At 46.4% G+C, this 21,821-nt stretch carries 25 protein-coding genes; 14 read left to right on the top strand and 11 right to left on the bottom strand.

Annotated elements, in window-relative coordinates; genetic code table 11:
- Positions 1–105 precede the first annotated feature (105 nt).
- The 4 genes from hemG to K7G97_RS03910 all read right to left on the bottom strand — a co-directional run bounded on the left by hemG (position 106) and on the right by K7G97_RS03910 (position 3,926).
- Positions 106–1,515, bottom strand: a complete 1,410-nt coding sequence (gene hemG / locus K7G97_RS03925; RefSeq protein WP_223041412.1) for a protoporphyrinogen oxidase — start codon at positions 1,513–1,515, stop codon at positions 106–108.
- Positions 1,505–2,437: a ferrochelatase gene (gene hemH / locus K7G97_RS03920; RefSeq protein WP_050677707.1), complete on the bottom strand. Its 933-nt coding sequence runs from the start codon at positions 2,435–2,437 to the stop codon at positions 1,505–1,507. The genes hemG and hemH overlap by 11 nt, the downstream gene beginning before the upstream one ends.
- The gene (gene hemE, locus K7G97_RS03915) at positions 2,434–3,480 is read right to left on the bottom strand and encodes a uroporphyrinogen decarboxylase (RefSeq protein WP_023467354.1); all 1,047 of its coding nucleotides are present in this window, start codon (positions 3,478–3,480) and stop codon (positions 2,434–2,436) included. Before hemE ends, hemH begins: the two co-directional genes overlap by 4 nt.
- 143 nt (positions 3,481–3,623) lie before the next feature.
- The gene (locus K7G97_RS03910; protein WP_023467353.1) at positions 3,624–3,926 is read right to left on the bottom strand and encodes a MerR family transcriptional regulator; all 303 of its coding nucleotides are present in this window, start codon (positions 3,924–3,926) and stop codon (positions 3,624–3,626) included.
- 117 nt (positions 3,927–4,043) lie between these two features.
- Here K7G97_RS03910 and K7G97_RS03905 point away from each other — a divergent pair, with 117 nt between their 5' ends.
- On the top strand, positions 4,044–5,342 hold the full coding sequence (locus K7G97_RS03905) for an ammonium transporter (protein WP_023467352.1): 1,299 nt from the start codon (positions 4,044–4,046) through the stop codon (positions 5,340–5,342).
- A gap of 60 nt (positions 5,343–5,402) precedes the next feature.
- On the opposite strand, the gene K7G97_RS03900 is transcribed toward K7G97_RS03905, so the two are convergent.
- Both K7G97_RS03900 and K7G97_RS03895 read right to left on the bottom strand, forming a co-directional pair.
- Positions 5,403–6,539: an ABC transporter permease gene (locus tag K7G97_RS03900; RefSeq protein ID WP_223041411.1), complete on the bottom strand. Its 1,137-nt coding sequence runs from the start codon at positions 6,537–6,539 to the stop codon at positions 5,403–5,405.
- A complete protein-coding gene (locus K7G97_RS03895) occupies positions 6,536–7,270 on the bottom strand; it encodes an ABC transporter ATP-binding protein (protein ID WP_223041410.1) in 735 nt (244 codons plus the stop codon). The genes K7G97_RS03900 and K7G97_RS03895 overlap by 4 nt, the downstream gene beginning before the upstream one ends.
- A gap of 316 nt (positions 7,271–7,586) precedes the next feature.
- Here K7G97_RS03895 and K7G97_RS03890 point away from each other — a divergent pair, with 316 nt between their 5' ends.
- Positions 7,587–7,835, top strand: coding sequence for a GlsB/YeaQ/YmgE family stress response membrane protein (locus K7G97_RS03890; RefSeq protein WP_023467349.1), 249 nt, complete (start codon positions 7,587–7,589; stop codon positions 7,833–7,835).
- Between the two features lie 33 nt (positions 7,836–7,868).
- Positions 7,869–8,120 carry a GlsB/YeaQ/YmgE family stress response membrane protein gene (locus K7G97_RS03885; RefSeq protein WP_195865567.1) on the top strand — a complete coding sequence of 84 codons (252 nt, stop codon included), beginning with the start codon at positions 7,869–7,871 and terminating at the stop codon, positions 8,118–8,120.
- Positions 8,121–8,155: 35 nt separating this feature from the next.
- On the opposite strand, the gene K7G97_RS03880 is transcribed toward K7G97_RS03885, so the two are convergent.
- Entirely contained in the window at positions 8,156–9,208 is a 1,053-nt protein-coding gene (locus K7G97_RS03880) for a TcaA second domain-containing protein (protein ID WP_223041409.1), read from the bottom strand.
- A 128-nt stretch (positions 9,209–9,336) separates the two neighbouring features.
- On the opposite strand from K7G97_RS03880, the gene K7G97_RS03875 reads away from it, so the two are divergent.
- From K7G97_RS03875 to K7G97_RS03860, 4 genes are all read left to right on the top strand, one after another.
- The gene (locus K7G97_RS03875; RefSeq protein WP_023467346.1) at positions 9,337–9,762 is read left to right on the top strand and encodes an HIT family protein; all 426 of its coding nucleotides are present in this window, start codon (positions 9,337–9,339) and stop codon (positions 9,760–9,762) included.
- A 114-nt stretch (positions 9,763–9,876) separates the two neighbouring features.
- A complete protein-coding gene (locus K7G97_RS03870) occupies positions 9,877–10,218 on the top strand; it encodes a hypothetical protein (protein WP_023467345.1) in 342 nt (113 codons plus the stop codon).
- Between the two features lie 83 nt (positions 10,219–10,301).
- The gene (locus K7G97_RS03865; RefSeq protein ID WP_023467344.1) at positions 10,302–10,871 is read left to right on the top strand and encodes an HTH-type transcriptional regulator Hpr; all 570 of its coding nucleotides are present in this window, start codon (positions 10,302–10,304) and stop codon (positions 10,869–10,871) included.
- Between the two features lie 259 nt (positions 10,872–11,130).
- Complete coding sequence (locus tag K7G97_RS03860) at positions 11,131–12,048, top strand: peptidylprolyl isomerase (RefSeq protein ID WP_133207902.1); 918 nt, start codon at positions 11,131–11,133, stop codon at positions 12,046–12,048.
- 62 nt (positions 12,049–12,110) lie between these two features.
- On the opposite strand, the gene namA is transcribed toward K7G97_RS03860, so the two are convergent.
- Together namA and K7G97_RS03850 are read right to left on the bottom strand one after the other, a co-directional pair.
- Entirely contained in the window at positions 12,111–13,142 is a 1,032-nt protein-coding gene (namA, locus tag K7G97_RS03855; protein ID WP_223041408.1) for an NADPH dehydrogenase NamA, read from the bottom strand.
- Positions 13,143–13,154: 12 nt separating this feature from the next.
- A complete protein-coding gene (locus K7G97_RS03850; RefSeq protein WP_029340932.1) occupies positions 13,155–14,075 on the bottom strand; it encodes an HD domain-containing protein in 921 nt (306 codons plus the stop codon).
- A 104-nt stretch (positions 14,076–14,179) separates the two neighbouring features.
- Between K7G97_RS03850 and K7G97_RS03845 the strand changes: the two genes are divergently transcribed.
- The 3 genes from K7G97_RS03845 (at position 14,180) to K7G97_RS03835 (ending at position 16,499) form a co-directional block, all read left to right on the top strand.
- A complete protein-coding gene (locus tag K7G97_RS03845; RefSeq protein ID WP_023467340.1) occupies positions 14,180–15,085 on the top strand; it encodes a magnesium transporter CorA family protein in 906 nt (301 codons plus the stop codon).
- A 63-nt stretch (positions 15,086–15,148) separates the two neighbouring features.
- Complete coding sequence (dinB, locus tag K7G97_RS03840) at positions 15,149–16,228, top strand: DNA polymerase IV (protein WP_029340930.1); 1,080 nt, start codon at positions 15,149–15,151, stop codon at positions 16,226–16,228.
- 58 nt (positions 16,229–16,286) lie between these two features.
- A complete protein-coding gene (locus tag K7G97_RS03835) occupies positions 16,287–16,499 on the top strand; it encodes a YhzD family protein (protein WP_056059948.1) in 213 nt (70 codons plus the stop codon).
- Positions 16,500–16,553: 54 nt separating this feature from the next.
- On the opposite strand, the gene K7G97_RS03830 is transcribed toward K7G97_RS03835, so the two are convergent.
- Both K7G97_RS03830 and K7G97_RS03825 read right to left on the bottom strand, forming a co-directional pair.
- Positions 16,554–16,928 carry a YlbF/YmcA family competence regulator gene (locus K7G97_RS03830; RefSeq protein WP_223041407.1) on the bottom strand — a complete coding sequence of 125 codons (375 nt, stop codon included), beginning with the start codon at positions 16,926–16,928 and terminating at the stop codon, positions 16,554–16,556.
- A gap of 20 nt (positions 16,929–16,948) precedes the next feature.
- Positions 16,949–18,085, bottom strand: coding sequence for a DUF445 family protein (locus tag K7G97_RS03825; protein ID WP_223041406.1), 1,137 nt, complete (start codon positions 18,083–18,085; stop codon positions 16,949–16,951).
- A 74-nt stretch (positions 18,086–18,159) separates the two neighbouring features.
- Here K7G97_RS03825 and K7G97_RS03820 point away from each other — a divergent pair, with 74 nt between their 5' ends.
- From K7G97_RS03820 to K7G97_RS03805, 4 genes are all read left to right on the top strand, one after another.
- Positions 18,160–18,993, top strand: coding sequence for a PucR family transcriptional regulator (locus K7G97_RS03820; protein WP_058265035.1), 834 nt, complete (start codon positions 18,160–18,162; stop codon positions 18,991–18,993).
- A gap of 118 nt (positions 18,994–19,111) precedes the next feature.
- Complete coding sequence (locus K7G97_RS03815; RefSeq protein WP_035409428.1) at positions 19,112–20,218, top strand: ABC transporter ATP-binding protein; 1,107 nt, start codon at positions 19,112–19,114, stop codon at positions 20,216–20,218.
- A gap of 163 nt (positions 20,219–20,381) precedes the next feature.
- Positions 20,382–21,149 carry a transporter substrate-binding domain-containing protein gene (locus K7G97_RS03810; protein ID WP_047396216.1) on the top strand — a complete coding sequence of 256 codons (768 nt, stop codon included), beginning with the start codon at positions 20,382–20,384 and terminating at the stop codon, positions 21,147–21,149.
- Positions 21,146–21,796 carry an amino acid ABC transporter permease gene (locus K7G97_RS03805; RefSeq protein WP_023467332.1) on the top strand — a complete coding sequence of 217 codons (651 nt, stop codon included), beginning with the start codon at positions 21,146–21,148 and terminating at the stop codon, positions 21,794–21,796. Before K7G97_RS03810 ends, K7G97_RS03805 begins: the two co-directional genes overlap by 4 nt.
- Positions 21,797–21,821: the final 25 nt, after the last annotated feature.

Genomic DNA, 21,821 nt, shown 5'->3' with positions numbered 1-21,821 from the left:
AATTTTGATTCCTCTGTCTCTTATTCCCGTTTCCTTCCGTGTCATTCTTCTGAAGACAAAAAAACCTTTTTGAAGCACTGCTAGCTTCAAAAAGGTTTAGGTGTGTCATGATTCTTTACATGGTTCCGGTTGTTGTAACGCCATTTGTTCAAGCGTCGCTTTGACACCTGCTACACAGTCTGGCAAACCAACACCGTCATAGGCAAGTCCAGCTAAATGAATGTGTGGATAATGCGAAGCGACGATTTCTCGCACTTCTTGAATCCGCTGTGCATGACCTACCGTGTAGGCCGGTAAGCCGTCTAATAGACGACTGATGACGACACGTTCCGGTTGCAATGGACGACCACAGATGTTTTCAAGATCTTCTAAGACGACGCGTTCAATCATTTCGTCTGATTCACGAACGAGTGCATCTTTTCCGGGGCGTCCGATGAAGGCACGCAGAACAGTATGATTCGGTGCTGCATGATTCCACTTTTGATCAATCGCCGTGCATGCTGTAATTGAATACGGTGCTCGACGGTTGACGATGAATCCCGTTCCATCAATCGGTAACGCCGTTTCCTTATCGAAAATCAACGTAACTGTCGCTGTCGAGTGTGTCGAAAGGTTCGCAAGCCCTGGAAGCGTCGCATCTGGTAACAGGGACACGACTTGGCGATGCGGAATCGTCAACAAAATATCATCGGCATATTCTGGACCATGATCCGTTTCGAGACGATACCGCCCGTCGTCTTCCCGTTCAATCGAGCGAAGTGGGGTCTCTAGACGAATCTCTGTCCGTTCGAGCACTTCTTCTAAACGCTCGACGAGAGACTCGAGTCCAGTAGCAAGTGATAGGAATTGACCTGTCGCTTTGAGCGTCGGACCTTGTTGTTGATCAAGCGGACGCATGAGGCGCATTCCTTCGAACAAGCTTCCCGCCTTTTGCTCATTCGCAACGAATTGCGGATAGGTCGCGAACGTACTCATCCGGTCGATATCACCCGCATAGATGCCTGAAAGAAGCGGTTCGATCAACTTCTCGACGAGCGCATCTCCAAGACGCGGACGCAGGTATTCCCCTAATGGGATGTCTGTTTCCGGAATCGTCAAATCAGGAGCAGGGTGAAGCAAACGTTCTGTCACCTCTGCTTTTTCTTCTTCCGTCAGTAGAGACGTCTCTGCGAATAACTCTAAATCGGTCGGGATGCCCATGACGGCACCTTTTGGAATCGGGTGGAGACCGCGCGCATCCAAGATATACGCTTGCGACGTGTTATTGCGAACGAGTTGATCCCCTAATCCGATCTCTTCAATGAGATCCGTCAACACGTGTTTCCGTGCGACGTATGAATCTGGTCCCCGCTCGATCGTCAATCCTTCGTCCCGATATGTCGCCACCTTGCCACCGAGACGACCTTCTGCCTCGAGTAACGTGATGTTCATCTCCGGAAACTGCTTCTCTGCATAATAGGCGGCTGCAAGTCCTGATATACCACCGCCCACGATGACGAGACGTTTACTGGACATAACTACCCACCTGTTTCGCGACGGCTTCCGTGACAGCTTTCATGAAAGCTGGATCCGCGTTTGGCATGACAGGTCGCGCATAATGAATTCCGAGTTCGTCGCAGACGACTTTACACTCGTAATCATTATCGAACAATACTTCTAGGTGATCGGCAACGAAACCAACGGGTACGTAGACGAATGCTTCGTATCCTTTTTCTTCGTAGACGTCACGTGTCAAATCCTGAACATCTGGTCCAAGCCATGGTTCTGGCGTTTGTCCAGCCGATTGCCAGCCTGTGATCATATGCGGTACACCAGCACGTTGCGCTATCAATTCGGCTGTTTCCTTCAATTGCTCTGGGTATGGATCACCGTTTGCAATGATTTTCTCAGGTAGACTGTGTGCTGAAACGACGAGAACGGCTTTCTCTTCAGGTACTGGTAAAGCGTCGAACGTCTTGCGGATTTCTTTCCCCCACCAATCGAGAAACGCTTCTTCTTTGTACCACGATTCGACGGATGCGAGACGAATACCATGCTTATCCGCGACTTCCTTCGCACGACCGTTATATGAACGAATACTGAACGTCGAATAGTGTGGTGCTAAAACGACCGTGACCGCTTCCGTAATGCCGTCTTTTGCCATTTGCTCGACAGCATCCTCAACGAATGGCTCGATGTGTTTCAGACCAAGATAGAGTTTGAACTCGATTTCACCAGCATATTTCTCAGACAGTTGACGGTGTAGCTCTTCAGCCTGATCAATCGTGACTTGTGCGAGTGGTGAGACACCACCGATGGCTTCGTAACGTTCCGTCAACTCTGCCAATGCTTCTGGAGACGGTTTGCGCCCGCGACGGATGTGCGTATAATAACGCTCGATATCTTCTGGTTTATATGGCGTACCATACGCCATAACAAGTAGTCCTAACGTCTTCATTTTCCTACCTCCATTTTTTCTTTCGAATAATCATGGATAAATGCAGTCAAACGTTTCAATACTTCTGGATCGACTTCCGGGAAGATGCCGTGACCGAGGTTAAAGATGAAGCCTGGTTGCTTCATTCCCATGTCGAGAATTTCCTTCGTTTTTGCTTCAAGGATATCCCACGGCGCTAACAGATAAGACGGGTCGAGGTTTCCTTGGACAGGTTTCGTCAGTCCACGCTCACGCGCTTCGTCAATCGACAAACGCCAATCAAGTCCGACGACGTCTAACGGTAAACTGTGCCATTCTTCTGCCAAGTGACTCGCTCCTACACCGAACATGATCATCGGCACGCCTGTATCTTTTAATTCCGTGAAAATGCGTTCCATCGTTGGCTTGATGTAACGGACATAATCTTTCCGGCTTGTCGTTCCGACCCATGAATCAAAGATTTGGAACGCTTGGATTCCTGCATCCACTTGTGATTTGATGTAATCGATGACCATGTCACCTAGTTTCTCCATTAAGGCATGCCATACCTCAGGTTGTCCATACATCAATGCTTTCGTTTTATGGTATCCCTTCGAAGGACCACCTTCAATCATGTAGCTCGCAAGCGTGAATGGTGCCCCGGAAAAACCAATCAACGGTACTTCGAGTCGTTCCCGTAACAAACGAATCGTTTCATAGATATATGGAATATCTTCACGGTTGAATGGTTGTAATGCTTCGACATCTGCCATCGTGCGAATCGGGTTCGCGATGACTGGACCGATACCACTCTTGATTTCGACGTCAACGCCCATTGATGGAAGTGGCGTCATGATGTCTTTATACAGAATCGCTGCATCGACCCCTAATTGTTTTACAGGTAGTTCTGTCACATATGCGCCTAGTTCCGAGTCATGTGTGATCTCGAAAAGCGTCCGCGTCTTCTTGATTTCACGATATTCCGCTTGATAACGACCTGCTTGTCGCATGTACCAGACGGGAACGTGATCAATCTGCTCGCCACGGATCGCCCGCAAAAACGTATCATTGAATTTCTTCATCATAACTACCCCTTTATACTCGTTCTAACGCCCCAAAAAAACGTACGATAAGTTTGTGAACACAGAAACATTATATCTGAAATTAAGAAGTCTGTGCCAATAAATCGTTTACAAAATGACAGTTCTGTTACCAGTTCATGAAATGTTCACTGTTTCTTGTAAAGACCGAATGCAGCATTCAACTGACCACGAATCAAGTCAGAACGTTGCTGTTCCGTTACCTTGCGTTCTTTTTCTCGAATTTCGTGCGTGCGCCAGCCATCCTCGATTTTTTCCGCGACTTCGACGAGTCGCTCGACATCCGTAAACGAATATTTTCGTGTCTTTCCATTTGTCCGTTCTGGAAAGATCAACTTCCGTTCTTCATAGTAACGAATCTGACGTTCTGACAATCCGGTCAATTCACAGACGATTCCGATCGACATCACCTTTTTTTCACGGTAGTTCATCTTCGTCACTCCTTTCCACAAAAATACCATGTCAGATTTTCTGACACAACACGTTTCTTTGAAAGTATTTCCGTCTAAAGTAAACACATACTTTAAATGGATAAAGGAGGAACGACAATGAAACTGGAACAACTCGCTATCTCAGTCGATACGTTTTATGTCTTATTCGCAGCACTGCTCGTCTTTACGATGCAAATCGGATTCTTACTTCTAGAAACAGGGATGTTACGAGCGAAGAACGCGGGGCACGTCGCTGTCAAACAAATCATCAGCTTCTCGGTTGCCGCTCTCGCCTTTTGGGCCATCGGATTCGGATTGACGTTCGGTGATGGCAACTCCATCATCGGAACGGAAGGATTCTTCTTACAAGGAGGGTTCAGCAGTCTTGATTGGTCGAACATCACGATTGATGTGAAGTTCCTCTTCCAACTCTCATTCGTCGCTGTCTCCCTCGCGATCGCTTGGGGCGGATTCGCAGAACGTGCTAAATTATCCGTCTACCTGTTGTTCGGAACGTTTTTCGTTGCCATCATCTATCCGATCATCGCACGTTCCGTTTGGGCAGGTGGATTCCTTGGTTCGCTCGGGATGCAAGACTTCGCTGGATCAACGGTCGTTCACTTACAAGGTGGGATCGCTGCACTCGTTGCTGCTTTACTGCTTAAGAAACGAATCGGTGCTGAAAAAACACCGTTACTCGGACATAACGTCATCTATTCTGTCGTTGGTGCCTTCATCCTCTGGTTATGTTGGTTCGGCTTCAACGCTGGTTCGACACTAACGATTGCCGATGGGTTCTTTAGTTACGTTGCCTTGACGACGTTACTTGCGACTGCAGCAGGTGCCCTCGGTGCTCTTGCCATCTCATTCTGGCACCGTCGTGTCGCAGATATCCCTTCGATCATCAACGGCGTATTAGCTGCACTTGTCGCCATCACAGCAGCCTGTGCCTTCGTTGAACCGTGGGCAGCCGTCGTCATTGGCTTCCTCGCTGGTGTGATCACATATGGAACGAGCATTCTTCTCGCAAGCCGTGTCGATGATCCATTATGTGCCTTCTCCGTTCATGGCGTCGCTGGTATCTGGGGCACACTCGCAACTGGATTCTTCGCTTCACCACGACTCGTTGAAATCACAGGGATCGGACAAGCTGGTCTCTTCTATGGTGGCGGTTTTACGCAACTCGGTGTTCAAGCACTTGGCGTCGTCTTTGCCGTCGTCATCGTCAGCGTCTTGAGTTACGCATTCTTAAAAGTTCTCGATCTTACGATTGGTCTTCGGATCACACGCGAAGATGAACTCCGTGGACTGGACGTTGCGGAACATGGTCAATCTTCTTACGATCTCCCTGCTCCTGTCAGCAAAGAATTACGTATGGTCGAAGAAGAAGACCTCTCAAACGAACGCGTCAATTAACAATTAGTAAAGAACAAGAGCCTACACGATGGATTCATCGCGTAGGCTCTTTCTTGTTTATTATTTTCGAGCGTAGTATTCACCAATCACAAGCGCCAAGGCTGCCCCACCAACGACATAGATGGATCCGCTTAAAAAGAATCCAAGTAGCGTCAAAACGATGCATTGACTGATTGCTGCGAAGCGGATGATTTTCCGTTTCGCCTGTACAGCATTTCCAAACGGTAATAGACGAGTCAATAGGTGTTGGTCTACTGCCTTCGTAAACGGTGCTAGTTGAAAGCTTGTCAATCCTGCAAACGCAGGGATTGCAAGCGCAACGAACAACTCGTTACCGTTTGCCAACCACATGAATACGACCCCAATCAATGTCAAACGAACAATCAATCCGATGCCGTCCCCACTCCGGATGAACTGTTTGACATACAGGTAATCGAATGTCGTTTGCGCTCGATGTGGAATCCGCTCGACCATGTTACTTAAGAGACGACGGCGTTTATACGTTGCTGTCAAATGAGGTACATCGACGAACCAATTTGCTAGTCGGTAAAAACGATCGCGCGATTCCTGCTCAAGTGCAATCCATTCGCGTAGAGGAAGATGGTCCTGACGCTTCAAATGGAGTACGACCATTAAGAGAAGTGCGACGACGATTGCCATCCACGCCATATCGATGATGACGAGTAGCGCCGCTCCGAACGCATACAGTAACACCGTCCGATGTGCGATCCCTTCAAGCTTTGATAAATTCGCAGCCGCTCCGAACAAAGCAAGTGCTGCTCCAAGTAAAACAAGTTCAAGTGGTGTCGTCTGCTCCGTTCGAACATAGAGGACAACGACTGCTAGAAACGGAAGCACCGCACGAATGATACCAAAGATCGCATTATACGCTCGGACTTGTTGCATAAACCCTGATAACTTCGCTAATACCGGTAACAGAAACACTTGATCCGCTTCGACGAGAAACGTCCGACTTGTTCGGTAGAGCGGTAAAATCAGAAATAAGGCTGCCATGACGAATCGACCAGGAAACGATGGATCGAGTTGGTCGAGGAAACGACCGTAGACGACTAAACCGTACAAAATAACGAAGTAAACGGTGAATAACAGTCCACCATTCGCCATATATCGTGTATATTTCACTGTTTCCGTCATCGCCGCCTGGTATCGTTCCTTCCATAAGGACTGGCTGTTCATCGTTCCGCCTCCTCGATTGCGGCAACGTACAGATCATCCAGCGTTCCATCTTGAAGTCCATATCGCGCTCGTAAAGCAGCTGTCGTTCCTTCTGCTGCAATGTGCCCCTCATGTAAGAGCACGAATCGATTACAGTGACGCTCGGCTGTCTCAAGGATATGTGTTGACATTAAGATCCCTTTTCCATCCTGTTTCAGTTCACTAAAAATCTGAAGTAACTCGCGAATCGCTAAAGGGTCAAGTCCAACGAACGGTTCATCGACGATCAACAATTCACTCCCTGTGACGAGTGCACATAAAATCATCGCTTTTTGCTTCATCCCTTTTGAGAAGACACTTGGAAACCATTCGAGTTGCTTCGTCATTCGAAGTCGTTCAGCGTAATGTTGCGCGCGTTCTGTCGCGATTGTTTCTTCGACGTCATATCCTTGCGCCATCAAACGAAGATGCTCCCGCAACGTCAGTTGTTCATATAACATCGGCTGTTCCGGAATATATGCGACTTGACGACGATACTCGGTTTCGTTCGTCGTTAAATCCAATCCATTGATTCGAACTGATCCCGTCTTGACCGGTAAAAGACCAAGGATATGCTTGATCGTCGTCGATTTCCCCGCACCGTTTAACCCAATTAAACCAACGAGTTCACCTTGATCGACTTCAATATTAATGTCATGCAGAACGGTTTTCGATCCATATCCTCCTGATAAACTTTTGATATCCAATAACATGTTCGCCACTCCCTTTAGGCTCATCGTAAAGTAGATTTGCTTCGTTTTTCTAGCTTAACGCCTAGTTTTTTAAAATATAATGTTTTAATACTTGTTTTTTCGGCAATTACTCTAAGTGTAATCGTTACATCAATATATGAAAACGATTTACATGTAAATTGAAAGTGAAATCAATGAATCGTCCATTTATTCTCTATCAAGTGGTCTAATCGTCTAGTCATTTAAAGAATGAACGATTTCAGATTTTTTCATTTTCGCACGTGTTTATAACTGCCTGAAAACAGGTAAAACTAATATGTAGAGGAGATGTTTAAAAATGGGTTTCTTATGGGCACTCATCATTGGTGGTCTCATCGGTTGGATCGCAAGTTTAATTATCGGGAAAGACGTACCGGGTGGCATCATCGGTAACATTATCGCTGGTTTCATCGGTTCGATGATCGGTCAAGCCATCTTTGGTTCAATGGGACCAAAAATCGCTGGTTTCGCAGTCATTCCGGCTATTCTCGGAGCAGTCATCTTGATCTTCATCGTTTCACTTATTCTCCGGGCAGTACGCAAGTAATCATAAATTTTAAATTGAAAAGGAGTGTTTTAAATGGGATTCTTATGGGCGTTAATCGTCGGCGGTATTATTGGTTGGTTAGCAAGCTTGATTTTAGGTAAAGATGTTCCAGGCGGTATCATCGGTAACATCATCGCTGGTTTCGTAGGTGCAATCATCGGTCAAGCATTATTTGGAGATTGGGGTCCAATCGTTGCCGGATTCGCAATCGTTCCTGCTTTACTCGGAGCTATCATTCTTATCCTTATCGTATCGTTCATTCTCCGTGCGGTGAATAAACGATAACCAAAAATCCTCGGACGTTCTGTCCGAGGATTTTTTTAGTCTTTTAATTGTAACCACATGCTGTCTTCTCGCTCGACGACTCGTTTTTCTGCTCGTAAGTTCAACCATTCGAACACACCTTCGAGAAAACTAGACGGATATTCCCAAACGGTACCGACTTGCTCGCGCTTCTTTCGTTCTGGTTTTCCAGCGATGGCTTCCAGTTCATCCGGAGTCTTATTCAATCGGATCAACAATTCTTGCACCTGACCCGACTGATAGGTCACTTCATATCCATCGTATCGTGCTCGGTTAGCAACAGTCGAATCAGGCGTGCCGAACGTATTCTCGAACGAATCACGCGAACGTCCAAGATAGCCCGTCATCGTATCGATACTTTTTCCAGTTCGGGCTTTCACTTCCGTCTCAAGTAACGTTTTGATATCGACTGCATATTCGTTCGAAACGGTCGTATTGAACCGATCAGCCAATTTAAAGTCGACTGTCGCGTTCGGTTCATCTCCGAATTGTACCGTCTTTGATTCCTGGACGGTCTGTCCTGATTGTTCCGCACTTACTTGAACATCGTACTCTCCAGGAGATCGCTTGACTTCAAGGGATTTCTGATCGATTGTCCCGACTTCTTCTCCATCTAGTGAAACCTTTGTTCCCGGTAGATCACTCGAAACGGTTAACCGTTGAGGGTTCACATCGAGAGAGTACCGGTCATACCAAAGCCATCCATCCTCTTCTTGTAACGAAAACAGATGTGTCTTCACTTGCTTCCCTGCGTCTTGATCCTGTTTGACTTGTGCGATGACCCGGTCCGTCCGCTCTGAGTCAGCTGTCAACCAATTAACGAGTCGCGTCGCCTCACTCATCGGTAGTGACTTACCGTTCATCGTGACGAGTTGTTGAAATCCACGCTGATCCTTTTCCTTTAATAAGGTAGCAAGACGCTCATCTGTTTTTTCCATTCTCGAGGCTTCTTGCATGTTACGCCCAAACCAAAAGGCAAATAATAAGAAAAGACCGACGACGATGACGCTACCGACGAGTAGACGCCGTTTTCGTTTTTTTTGTGCCGTCGAGGCTACTCGTGATGCCATGCAATTCGCTCCTTTCTTCAGTAGCTGTATGTTTCTAAGTGTATCGGGTTCAATTTGACTGTCAATCGTGCGGAAGTCGGAAACTTTCCGTATACTAATATTATCTTACCCAAGGGAGTGAACGTTCCATGCAAAAAGAATCATGTATCTTCTGTAAAATTGCTCGCAAAGAAGTCCCTGGTCATATCGTATTCGAGAACGAACAAGTTCTCGCTTTCCTTGACCTGTCACAAGTGACGAAAGGACATACGCTCGTCATCCCAAAACAACATGCTGATAATTTGTATGATCTTTCTCCTGAACAAGCACAAGACGTATTTGCGACGATCCCGCAAATCAGTCGTGCGCTTCAACAAGAGACAGAAGCAGCTGGCATGAATCTCTTATCGAATACAGGAAAGGTAGCGGGTCAATCGGTCTCCCACTTCCACCTGCACCTCATTCCGCGTCACGATAAACAAGACGGTTTCGGCGCGAAATGGGAAGTTCATAATGACGATTACACGGCAGAGGAATTGGCTGAACTCGCTAACTCGATCGCTTCTCGCATCTAAGTTTGTTCTTTTTCTTCTATTCTTAGAAAAATATTGCCGAAATAGGTTTCTTTCATTCGATTTTCGGTAAAATAATATGAAACAAATATTTTAATATTAAAAAGGAGGTTCAATATGTCGAAGCGTCCCGCCCGTAACTGGGTCGCTTTTGGTGCTACGCTAACACTTGTGACTTTTTACGGTCTGAAGGCGCTTCGCCAAGGTACGAAAAGCGACTCTTCGAACGGTCATCAACGTCGAAATTCTTATTCTACAATCGTAACGAATGTGCAGGATTTGACCCAGGAGGGCAAGAACTTAGTAGAGACAGCAAAAGCGTCTGGTATGCACTTCAAAGAAGAAGTCATGCAGAGCGTCTCGGAATACCAAACGGAAGTCCAAGCATCGCTCACGAAGATCCAGTCTCTCGCTGATGAAGCGAAACAGGAAGCAGACCAGCTTTCTCCACAAAAGTAAGATCCGTTGCTTCGATTTGTTTTTGTATAGTTTGCATTTTGCGCGTTTGAGCCATTGTCACCTTTCGAAAGGATGAGTCAGATATGGAACACGAAAAGTTATATCCTGGACAAGAGGCTTTGTTGTATAGCCACAAGATTGTCCAGTTAAGCAAAGCACTATGGAAAACGGTAGAAAAAGATTGGCAAAATTGGATCAAGCCTTTTGATCTGAACATCAATGAACATCATATCTTGTGGATTTCGCACGCGCTAGGCGGTGCCTCAATTTCAGAGATCGCGAAGTATGGTGTCATGCACGTCTCGACGGCATTCAACTTCTCGAAGAAGTTAGAAGACCGTGGACTGTTGACGTTCTCAAAAAAGGAAACAGATAAACGAAATACCTACGTCCAGTTGACACCAGAGGGCGAATCACTCTTACTTGAGACGATTCAAGCGTTCCGCCCTGAAGAAAACGGTGTCTTCCGTGCATCACTTCCTCTTCAGGAACTGTACGGGAAGTTCCCGGAATTAACGGACATTTCTGCGATCGTACGTCGCTTGTATGGCGACAGCTTCATGGACATATTTGCTGAGACATCAAAGATGATCACAGAAGAAGCAGATCGTCGCCCTCAAGATCCAGTCATGGACTCAATCAAAAAAGCATAACCTTACCAAAAGCGTTTTAGCCTCTAGCTAGAATGCTTTTTTTAGGTCTTTTTTCCTCATGACAAGGACATTACTACTATGTCTCAAGAGCGTTATTTCCCTCACAATTTCCCATAAAAATTATCCTCAACCGACTACTTGGATGTGATAGCATGGAAAAGAGCAAGTATCTCTTGGCATGACAAGATACAGCTGTCAACCAGACGAGAATATGATATGATAAAACGGTTGAAATAAATGGTAAATTAGGGGTGTATGTATGAAAAAGAAATTGTTAGGCGCAGCAGCAGTCGCAAGTGTATTTACGTTAGCAGCATGTGGATCAAATGACGAAGCCGTCATCAATTACAAAGGTGGCGAAGTCAACAAGGCTGACGTCCAAGAAGAAGCATACGAAAAAGCTGGTGCTCAAATCGCCTTCCAGCAAACGATGAACAAATTGCTTGAGAAGAAATACGGCAAAGAAGTCACGGATAAAGAAGTCGAAGCAGAAGTCAAGAAGACCAAAGACCAGTTCCCGGATAAAGAGCAGTTCAGTACAACATTGAAATCTGCTGGAATCAAGAACGAAAAAGAATTCGAGAAAGTTCTTCGCACACAAATGCTCTTAACGGAAGCAAAATCTGCGAAATCAAAAGTAACAGATAAAGAAATCCAAGAGCGTTTTGACCAAGAAAAAGTCGAAGTCAAAGCAAGCCATATCCTCGTTGCGAAAGAGTCAGAAGCAAAAGACATCAAAAAGCAATTGGATGACGGCGCGGACTTCGCGAAACTCGCAAAAGAGAAATCAACAGATACAGGTAGCGGTACAAAAGGTGGAGATCTTGGATACTTCACAAAAGGTAAAATGGTCAAGGAATTCGAAGATTATGCGTTCAAGGATGGCGTTGAAGGTAAAATCTCCGATCCAATCAAAACACAATTCGGTTACCACATCATTAAAGTAGTCGATCGTAAAGAAAAGAAAGACTTTACACTTGATAAAGAAAAAGCTCGCATCAAAAAAGCGCTTGCTGAAGAAAAAGCAGCACAAGTCAACCCGAACGATATCTACCGTTCACTCATGAAAGAATACGATGTTAAAATCGAAAACAAAGACTTCAAGGATGCTTTTGATTTAGATAAACAAGAACAACAACAAATGCAACAACAGATGATGCAACAACAACAGCAGTAATCAAAAAAGGAAGCCGCGAAGGCTTCCTTTTTCGTGTCGTTTTTCATTCATATGAGCGATAGTTAACGAACCGTCCGAATCGGTGCCCGTTCGTATTGTTTCGGCAAAGCGACCGTGTCTCCTAGTTCGGCTGCCGCATGATAGACCCAGTACGGTTGGCGAAGTAGTTCACGTGCGAGCAGGACGATATCTGCTCGACCGTTACGGACGATTTCTTCTGCATGGGCAGCTGTCGTAATCAATCCAACCGCGCCTGTTGCAATACCCGTCTCTCGTTTCAACTCTTCTGCATAGCTCACTTGATAGCCTGGATACACTTCCGGTACGGCATTAGCGACGACAGCACCTGAACTACAGTCGAGTAAATCGATGTGACGTGCAGCTAGTTCTTTCGCGAGTGGAATATAATCCGTCGCAGTCATTCCCCCTGTTGCGTGATCGGCTGCTGAAATCCGGACCCAAATCGACAGCTTTGAAACGGCTTGAATGCCATCAATGATCTCTAGCAACAAGCGCATCCGATTTTCAACCGATCCACCGTATTGGTCCTCACGAACGTTTGATAACGGAGAGAGGAACGTGTTCAATAAGTAACCATGAGCCCCATGAATTTCAATGAAATCGTACCCTGCTCGTTCCGCACGCAGTGCTGCATCGATGAACTGTTGTTTGATCGTTGAGATTTCCTCAAGCGTTAATGCTCGTGGATGTGTATACGTATCATCAAACGGTAAAGCGCTCGGTGCAACGGGTGGTTCTGCCGTCGTGCTTTTGCGCCCGGCATGAGCTAGTTGAATCCCCGCTTTGGCACCCGCTGCTTTGACTTGCTCTGCGATCCGTTGTAAGCCTTCGATATGCGCATCTGACCAAATTCCAAGATCACCGGCTGAAATGCGACCGTCTGGCGTGACGGCACTCGCTTCTAAGATGACGCCACCAACACCACCCATCGCACGGGTTGCATAGTGCGTGACATGCCAATCCGTAACGAGTCCATCTTCTTTTGCACTGTACATACACATCGGCGCCATGATGACCCGATTTCGGAATGTCAACGTTCCGAGTTGAACCGTATCAAACAACTTCGTCTTCATCTTTTTTCCCCCTTATAGCTTCGGACGGTAAAAAGCACGATTATCTAGTGCGAATGATCGTTCCGAGAACTGTCCTGGCTCGACATATTCAAGGAGACGATCCATCATCGTCATCCGTGCATCAAGGTTATCGATCAAGAACAAAACTTCTGCCTCGCGCATCTGTGGTGCGACGGCAGAACCCCATTCCGGTCGTCCGTGATGACTTAAGACGAGATGTTGCAAGACCGTCAGTACTTCTGCGTCAATTTGTAATTCTGCTCCGACTTTCTCAAGTTCCGCTACCATCATCGTAATATGACCGACGAGTTTACCAGGCAACGTATATTCCGGTGCAACCGGATCGGATAACTCCTTGATTTTCGCATAATCGTGCAGAATGATGCCACTGATTAGCACGTCACGGTTTAAGGTCGGATAGAGTTGAGCGATTTGATCCGCTAGACGCAACATCGAAAGGACGTGGTATGACAGCCCCGAGTAAAAAGCATGATGGTTCTTGACCGCTGCCGGATGCGTGAAATAGGCGTCAAATCGTGAAGTAATCAAATGTTTAACGAGCTTTTTCATATCACTGTTCTGAATCGATTCTACGAACGCGAGGACTTCCGTCTCGATCTGCTCTCGCGGAATCGGTGCGGATTGGACGTAGTCCTCGACATTCGTCTCCTCTAGGACCGTGATTTGTTTGAGCTTGAGTTGTGTCCGTCCCCGATAGTCCATAACTTCTCCAGCAGCATGGACTATTGATTTCGGTGCATATTTTTCAAGATCACTCGTATCCCACATCTTCGTCTCGATTTCGCCTGTCTTATCCGTCAAGATGAGCGTCAAGTATGGTTTCCCATTTGCTGCAATTCCTTTGACCGCTTGCTTGATCATCGCTCGTTGATCGAGCGTTTCTCCAACTGCTAATTTACCGATTCCTTTCATACTTGAAACACGTCCTTTATCTGTAAAATAGGTGTCTTTTTTATATTCCATTGACTACACTTAAGGCATATACTATTTCATTCTACTATATGGGAGTCATGAACATGGAACTGGAACCTCAATTTAATTGGTCCCGCTATCTCGATTTAGCTGACTATGAACAAACCTTTCCGACGGCTGCCGTCGACCAATCCGAAATGGACTGGGTCACACAGCTGCGATCGAAAGACATGAACTTCACCCGCTCGGAAAAAGGGGTTCTCTATGGCGCTGTCGTCACCTGGCAAAATCCTGTCGACAAAAGTGATCGCCGCTCGATTTGCTTTTACGTAACGAAAGAAAAACTCATCACGATTGGATTGTCGGATTCGATCGTGTCCCTGGTCGCTCCCTATTCTCCTGCGCATCCCTTTGCGGCTTTTTATACGATTCTTGCTTTACAGCTGAACACGTATTTTGCCGGTATCGATCAGTTTGAGACGGAACTGTTCTCAAGACAAGATGAACTGCGCGGTAGCATCAATGAAGATTCACTCGATAGCATCTTCGCGTTACGCGACACGATCGAGAACTGGTCCGATTTGATCGTTCCGTTTCAAGAGCTCGTCATGGCTGGCGAAGAATCATTTCTCGACGAGGACGCGTATCTTGAGGATCTTTCGTTGAAACTAGCTACAAAACGTGTCCGCCGTCTGTTGATGCTCATCGAACATTATCAAAAAGACATTGAGGTCCTGCTCGACTTATCAACGACTGTCTCGAACTTCCGTGGAAACGAAATCATGAAGGCATTAACGATCTTTACTGCCGTCGCGACACCAACGATGGCCCTCGGTGCGATTTGGGGGATGAACTTTAAAATCATGCCGGAATTAGAATGGAAATATGGTTACGCTCTATCCCTCGGTCTGATCTTTCTCTCGACCGGTGGTATCTTCTACTGGATGCGCTGGCGCGGATGGTTAGGCGCTCTTGTTCGGATGCCAAAGAATAGTCGACCAAAAAAATAGATATCAGAACATAAGTTCGTTATACTAATTGTATCATATCTACTGAAAGGAGACGCTTGTCCGATGGAACGAAAAATCATTCATATTGATATGGACGCCTTTTACGCTTCCGTCGAGCAACGCGATCGTCCTCGATTAAAAGGTGTTCCTGTCGTCGTCGGTGGACCGCCTCATGCCCGTGGTGTCGTAGCAACCTGTTCCTATGAAGCACGGAAATATGGCATCCATAGCGCGATGCCGTCACGACGCGCCTTTCAGCTCTGCCCTCGTGCGGTCTTCATTCGTCCCCGCTTTGACGTCTACCGAGCTGTCAGTGCGCAAATCATGGCGCTTTTTCGAGAAGTGACACCACTCGTCGAGCCTCTCTCGCTTGATGAGGCATACCTCGACGTCACGGAAAATTATTTTGATCAAAAAAGTGCAACCTATATCGCGCAATATGTTCTACAGCAAATTAAAGAACGGACAGGTCTGACGGCCTCTGCTGGTGTTTCGAACTCTAAGCTCGTCGCGAAGGTCGCTTCCGGATACGAGAAACCGAACGGGTTGACGGTCGTTCCTCCAGAGGACGTCCTCAGTTTCTTGTCTCCATTAAAAATTGGAGATTTACATGGCGTCGGAAAAGTCACGGAACAAGCGTTACGAAAACAAGGAATTGAAACCGTCGCAGATGTCCAAGCAATGCCCGTCGAACAATTACGAGCATTGCTCGGACGCGATCGCGGAACGGAACTGCATGCAATGGCGCATGGCATCGATGAACGTCCCGTTCGTCCGGAACGCGAGCGAAAATCGATTGGTTCTGAGACGACCTTCGAAGAAGATACGGAGGATATCGATACGATATTCGAGACGTTGATTCGAGAATCAAAATCCGTCATTGCGAGTCTTCAAAAAAAAGAACTCGTCTGCCGGACGATCACGATCAAGTGGAAGACCGATACATTCCAGTCACGTTCGAAACGGCATACATTTTCAGAAGAGACGGCGGACGAAGAACGATTACTTGAGGAAACAACGAAACTGTTCAATGGCATCACCTTCGACGGACCGATCCGCTTGATTGGTATGACGGTCAGTCACCTGACTACTCCTCCCGCTGCGCGACAGTTGACGTGGCAAGACTTAGACTTGCGCTTGTAAAATGAATGGATATTCACTATACTAAATACAAGACCGATCAGACAAGGGAGGAACAAGTATGCAGTATACGATTACAGTCTTTTCAGATCGTGGTGAAACGTTACTCGATGACGTTTTTGAAGCAGAAACAGATGGACAGGCACGAGAAGAAGGGATTCGGCGTCTCAATGAGAGTGGGTACGCCCATCATGCCGCTCGTGTCACACGTTCAGGTCGTTTGATTCATTTCGAGCGCGCTTACTTGCCACGGATCGTTCCTGCTTCATCTTGAGCCATACAAAAAAAGGAAGACGCGCCACTATGGCCGTCTTCCTTTTTTGATGACTTATTGAACGTCGTCTTGTTGCTCCATCATTGGCGCGTAGAGTTCTTCTAACGGCTTCATGATGATTTGTGTGACTTCTGTCAACATCGTGTGCATCCGTTGCTCTTCTTGCATCAGCTGACTGATTAATGGGTTGTTTTGTACTTCGAGCATCTTTGTTTGAGCAGACGCCATATCGTCTGGTGTGATTTCTTCACCTTGCATCTGTTTTTGTTGTAATTCGAGTTGGATGTTACGGAACGATGCGAACAATTCGTTTGATTCCGGATCCGCGTTAACTTGCGTGTACAAGTCTTTTAATGCCGTGTACTCCGAAGTTTCACGTAATGCACGCTCCAGTGTGTACGCGTGATCGTATAAGTTTGTTTCTGCCATGAGTAAAACCTCCAATTTGTTTAGACGAGATAAAGCCCCGCCTGTATCAATCCAATTAAACCACCTAACAACCCTCCAAGCCAAGTGATAGCCCGGAATTCTCGCTTAGAAATCGATAAGACGATTTCCTCGAGATATGCAGTATCCAGCAAACCGACCTCTTCTCGAACAATCGTTTCGAGATCGAGTGTCTGCAAGATTTGCCCGATTTGATTCGTCGTCCGTTCGAATAGATGATCGATGACGACAGGGACATGTTGCTCGAGTAATTGTGCTTCGAGTGGATTCAACCAGACGCGTAATGGTGTAGCAAGCATCGATTCAATCGGTAAACGCGCCAAGACTTGTTCTTTGACGGTCTGTCGAATCCGTGACTCCGTCTCTTCTGTCATATAAGACGACAGTGGACGATCCAGTCCCTTTTGCCATTCCTGACGTAATAAGGCAAGGATGAACTGAGACGTCGACTCTGATTGAAGTACCCGTTTCAGCTCCGGCTGAATCATATCAACGACGTTGACGTTCGCGAGCAACATCCCGAACATCCCACCCCCGAGACGCTGTTGAATGAAACGAGCAACCGTTTCCTCGAGTTGTAGACGTCCTTCTGGTCCATCAAAATATTCCTCTGCTTGGTGCAATACGGATGTGACGAGTCTTGGCATGACCTCCTCGATTTTTTGTTCTCCGGCTTCCCCAATCAACTCGCGTAAGGATTTTTCACGCCATTTACCCATGAGGAGCGAAAACTCCTGCTCCAAGTGATAACTGATTTTCCCTTGGATCCGTTGTTTGGGTTCGTCGATGAAGCGACTAATCCACGCTTCCGTCGTCTCTTCCGAGCGTGTCCATTTCATGACTTCTTGTTCGACAAGCCGCGTGACGGCTCCACGAACAGCTGGTGATGCGAGACGTTTCCCGATCCCTTCTGGCGTCAATAGATGCTTGACGACCGTCCGTCCGAGATTCGCTGCCAGTTCATCCCGCCGTTTAGGAATCAGACCCGGCGTAAAGGGTACGCGAAATTTTCCGATGTATTTCGGTTCAAGTGGTCGAAATAACATCCGAATCGCTAGATGATTCGTGACTGCGCCAATCAGGGCCCCAATGACGATGATTCCAACAAGTTTCAATACGAGTAAAAACGTATCTGACATAAGTTATCATTCCTTCCGATTTTCGACTTATGGTAAAGTCGAGATAGTTATGTACGATTTAGGAGTGATGCCGTTTGTTACGACAACTGATGACTGTATTCAATGACCAGCTTACGACCGATCCGAATGTTTATTGCCAGGAACAGTATAGCGTATATCGCCTTGAAGATGGACTCTGTTTTGGAATCAAGGCGACTGCCATCTCTGACCGTGAACAACAACTGCTTGATGTATTCGCTGAACGCATCATTACGACGTCGCGGTCTGATATCGATCTATGGCGAGAGCGTATCCAATCTGCTCATGCCCTCGAAGATCAGTCGTTCCGACTTGTCCATTTTTTGTTCAATCCAACCGATGAACGGACAAGTGAAGAAATTCAACAATTGCTCTCCTCTTTCTTTTCGCAGACGAGCATCCTTATTCCTTTTAGCACACACCGCTTCACGGTCGTTGAACGCGAAGAGTTTGTCATTGAGTCCGAACTATCCGATTTATTTTTAGCATTACAATCTGATTTTGTACTCGACGGTAAGGTATTGCTTGGTCAACAACGTGCTGCAGGTGATATCGCCGTTCAGTTCCAACTTGAACAAGCAGCGCTTGCTTTCGTTCCTTCGATGCAAATCGAACGTTTCTTGCCTGCCATGATCCGTCTTGCAAGTCTAGATGACCGGCACCGCGCGACACTCGTCGATCAGTTCATCCGTTTACTCGAGCCAGAGTCTCGTGAGACGATCCTTGCTTTTTGTCGAGCTAATTTGAACGTCTCCCTGACAGCAAAACATCTATTCTTACATCGAAATAGCCTCCAGTATCGACTCGACCGGTTGACGGAGCAGACTGGAATCGATGTTCGCTCATTTGAAGGCGCTACTTTCCTCTATACCTTACTTCTTGTAGCATGATGCCTAATTGAAAACGTTTGCATTTAGTCAGGTTGTCCATAGGCAGACTCCCTGACTTCTTTTATACTGAATCTTGTAAGCGTTATTATTTCATCATTTACATTAGGGGGAACTACACATGGCTGAAATTCGTCTTGAACATATCGATAAAATCTACTCAGGTGATGCAAAAGCGGTTGATGACTTCAACCTCCACATTAAAGATAAAGAATTCATCGTTTTCGTCGGACCATCAGGTTGCGGTAAATCAACGACGCTCCGGATGATCGCTGGGCTCGAAGAAATCTCAGGTGGGGATTTCATCATCGACGGTAAACGCATGAACGATGTAGCGCCAAAAGATCGCGATATCGCGATGGTCTTCCAAAACTACGCGCTGTATCCACACATGAACGTCTTCGATAACATGGCGTTCGGATTAAAGCTTCGGAAGTTCCCAAAAGATGAAATCAAGCAACGCGTCGATAACGCAGCTCGTATCCTTGGTCTTGAAGAATACCTCGAGCGGAAGCCAAAAGCACTTTCTGGTGGTCAGCGTCAACGGGTAGCGATTGGTCGCGCCATCGTTCGTGATGCTAAAGTCTTCTTGATGGATGAGCCACTCTCGAACTTAGATGCTAAATTACGTGTACAAATGCGTAAGGAAATCATTCAGTTACACAAACGTCTTGAGACGACGACGATTTACGTTACACACGATCAGACGGAAGCGATGACGCTTGCGACACGAATCGTCATCATGAAAGCGGGTATCATTCAACAAGTCGGTACGCCGAAAGAAGTCTATGATCACCCGGATAACATGTTCGTCGCTGGATTCATCGGTTCACCATCGATGAACTTCTTGACAGGTAAATTAGCAGAAGACGGTCTCTTCCATGTTTCAGGAACAGAAGAGAAGTTCGAAGTACCAGAAGGAAAAATGAAAGTTCTCCGCGACCGTGGTTACACGAACAAGGATCTCGTCCTCGGAATTCGTCCAGAAGACATTCATGCGGAATTGATCTACCAAGATACGAAAACTGCACACCGCTTCCCAGCACATATCGAAGTCTCCGAATTGATGGGTGCAGAGTCTTACCTCTACTCAAAAGTCGGGCAACAAGCGTTCACGGCACGTGTTGATTCTCGTTCACACGTCGAGATGGGATCGCAGCTTGATCTTTTCTTTGATATGACGAAAGCACACTTCTTCGATGCTTCAACAGAAGCAACAATCCGTTAATCGCATCATTAATCAGTTCCGATGTTTCAGACTGTCCTTTTAAGGGCAGTCTTTTTTATTGACAGACGTTCCTGTAACTTTGTATGATACTGCTTGTAGCTTAAAATTAATCCTATTCGAAAACTAGGAATTGAAATCATTTATTTATAAAGGAGAGAGCGCTATGAAACACGGTTTGAAATTAGCTGTAGCAGCATTATCGACAGCGGGGGTGCTTGCAGCATGCGGCGCTTCGAACGACAACGCAGGTTCTGATAAAGAGTCAAAAGTCATTACAGTCGGTACAGAAGCAACGTACCCACCTTTCACGTATAAAGAAAAAGGAAAATTGACAGGTTATGACGTAGACGTCATGAACGAAGTCGCAAAACGTGCCGGCTATAAAGTCGATTACAAAGCGATGGACTTCAAAGGACTCATCCCAGCACTCGATTCAAAACGAATCGATGTCATCGCGAACCAAATGGGAATCACGCCTGAGCGCCAAGAAAAATACGCTTTCTCTGATGCGTATACGGTCTCTGGTTCAACGATCATCGTCAACAATAAAACGAACGACATCAAAACACTCGACGACTTAAAAGGAAAGACAGTCGGTTCGACACAAGGTTCACTTTACGCGAAGACGGCTGAAGAAGCTGGCGCGAAAGTGAAATACTACAAAGGTGCGAACCAAGTCTTAAAAGATCTTGAAGCAGGTCGTGTTGATGCTGCTATGAACGATCGTCTCTTCGTTTTAACGGAGCTGAAGAAAGCAGGCTATAAAGTCAAAGCGGTCGGTGAGACGTTCGACAAGAACGAATCAGGCTTCATGATGGCAAAAAACAGCAAGTATACAGAAGACTTCAATAAAGCACTCGCTGAGATGCAAGAAGACGGCACTCTTGCAAAAATCGGTGAGAAGTACTTCAACGAGGATATCAGTAAGTGAGTGAATTACTGACGATCGTCCGGGATAACTCGGACGTCTACGCAAAGGCGATTGGTACGACCCTTCTAGCAAGTGGTCTCGCCATCGTCTTTGCGCTTATTCTCGGGTTGATTCTTGCCGTCATGCGTGATAGCCGCCTTGCCGTCTTTAGCGGTTTTGCACGTTTATACGTCTCCTTCTTCCGAGGAACACCATTGCTGTTACAAATCCTGATTTTATACAATGGTCTTGTTGTCCTTCAATTGACTGGATTCCAAGCTCTCGCCTTCGGCTTATCGCTTCACTTTTCTGCGTATATCTCAGAATCGTTCCGCGCTGCCATCTCCTCTGTCGATCGCGGACAATGGGAAGCCGCTGATTCGCTCGGTATTCCGCGTCGTAAGACATTCAAGGATGTCATCTTGCCGCAAGCATTATCTCGAGCGATTCCACCGCTTTCGAACTCTGTCATCGATATCATCAAGTCGACATCACTCGGTACGATTGTTGCTGTTGAAGAATTGACATATGTCTCTGACCAGATTTCAGCGACGACGTATCTCGTCATGCCGTTGCTGCTATTCTCAGCTGCGATTTACTGGATCATGTCAACACTCATTCAAAGTGTGCAACATCGCTTAGAGGCACGATTCAGCATTCCAGAATGAATTTTCCACACTTGGAACCGTCAGG

This window comes from Exiguobacterium acetylicum (assembly GCF_019890935.1).
Classification (GTDB): Bacteria; Bacillota; Bacilli; order Exiguobacteriales; family Exiguobacteriaceae; genus Exiguobacterium_A; species Exiguobacterium_A abrahamii.
This window is presented reverse-complemented; position numbering and strand designations above follow the sequence as displayed.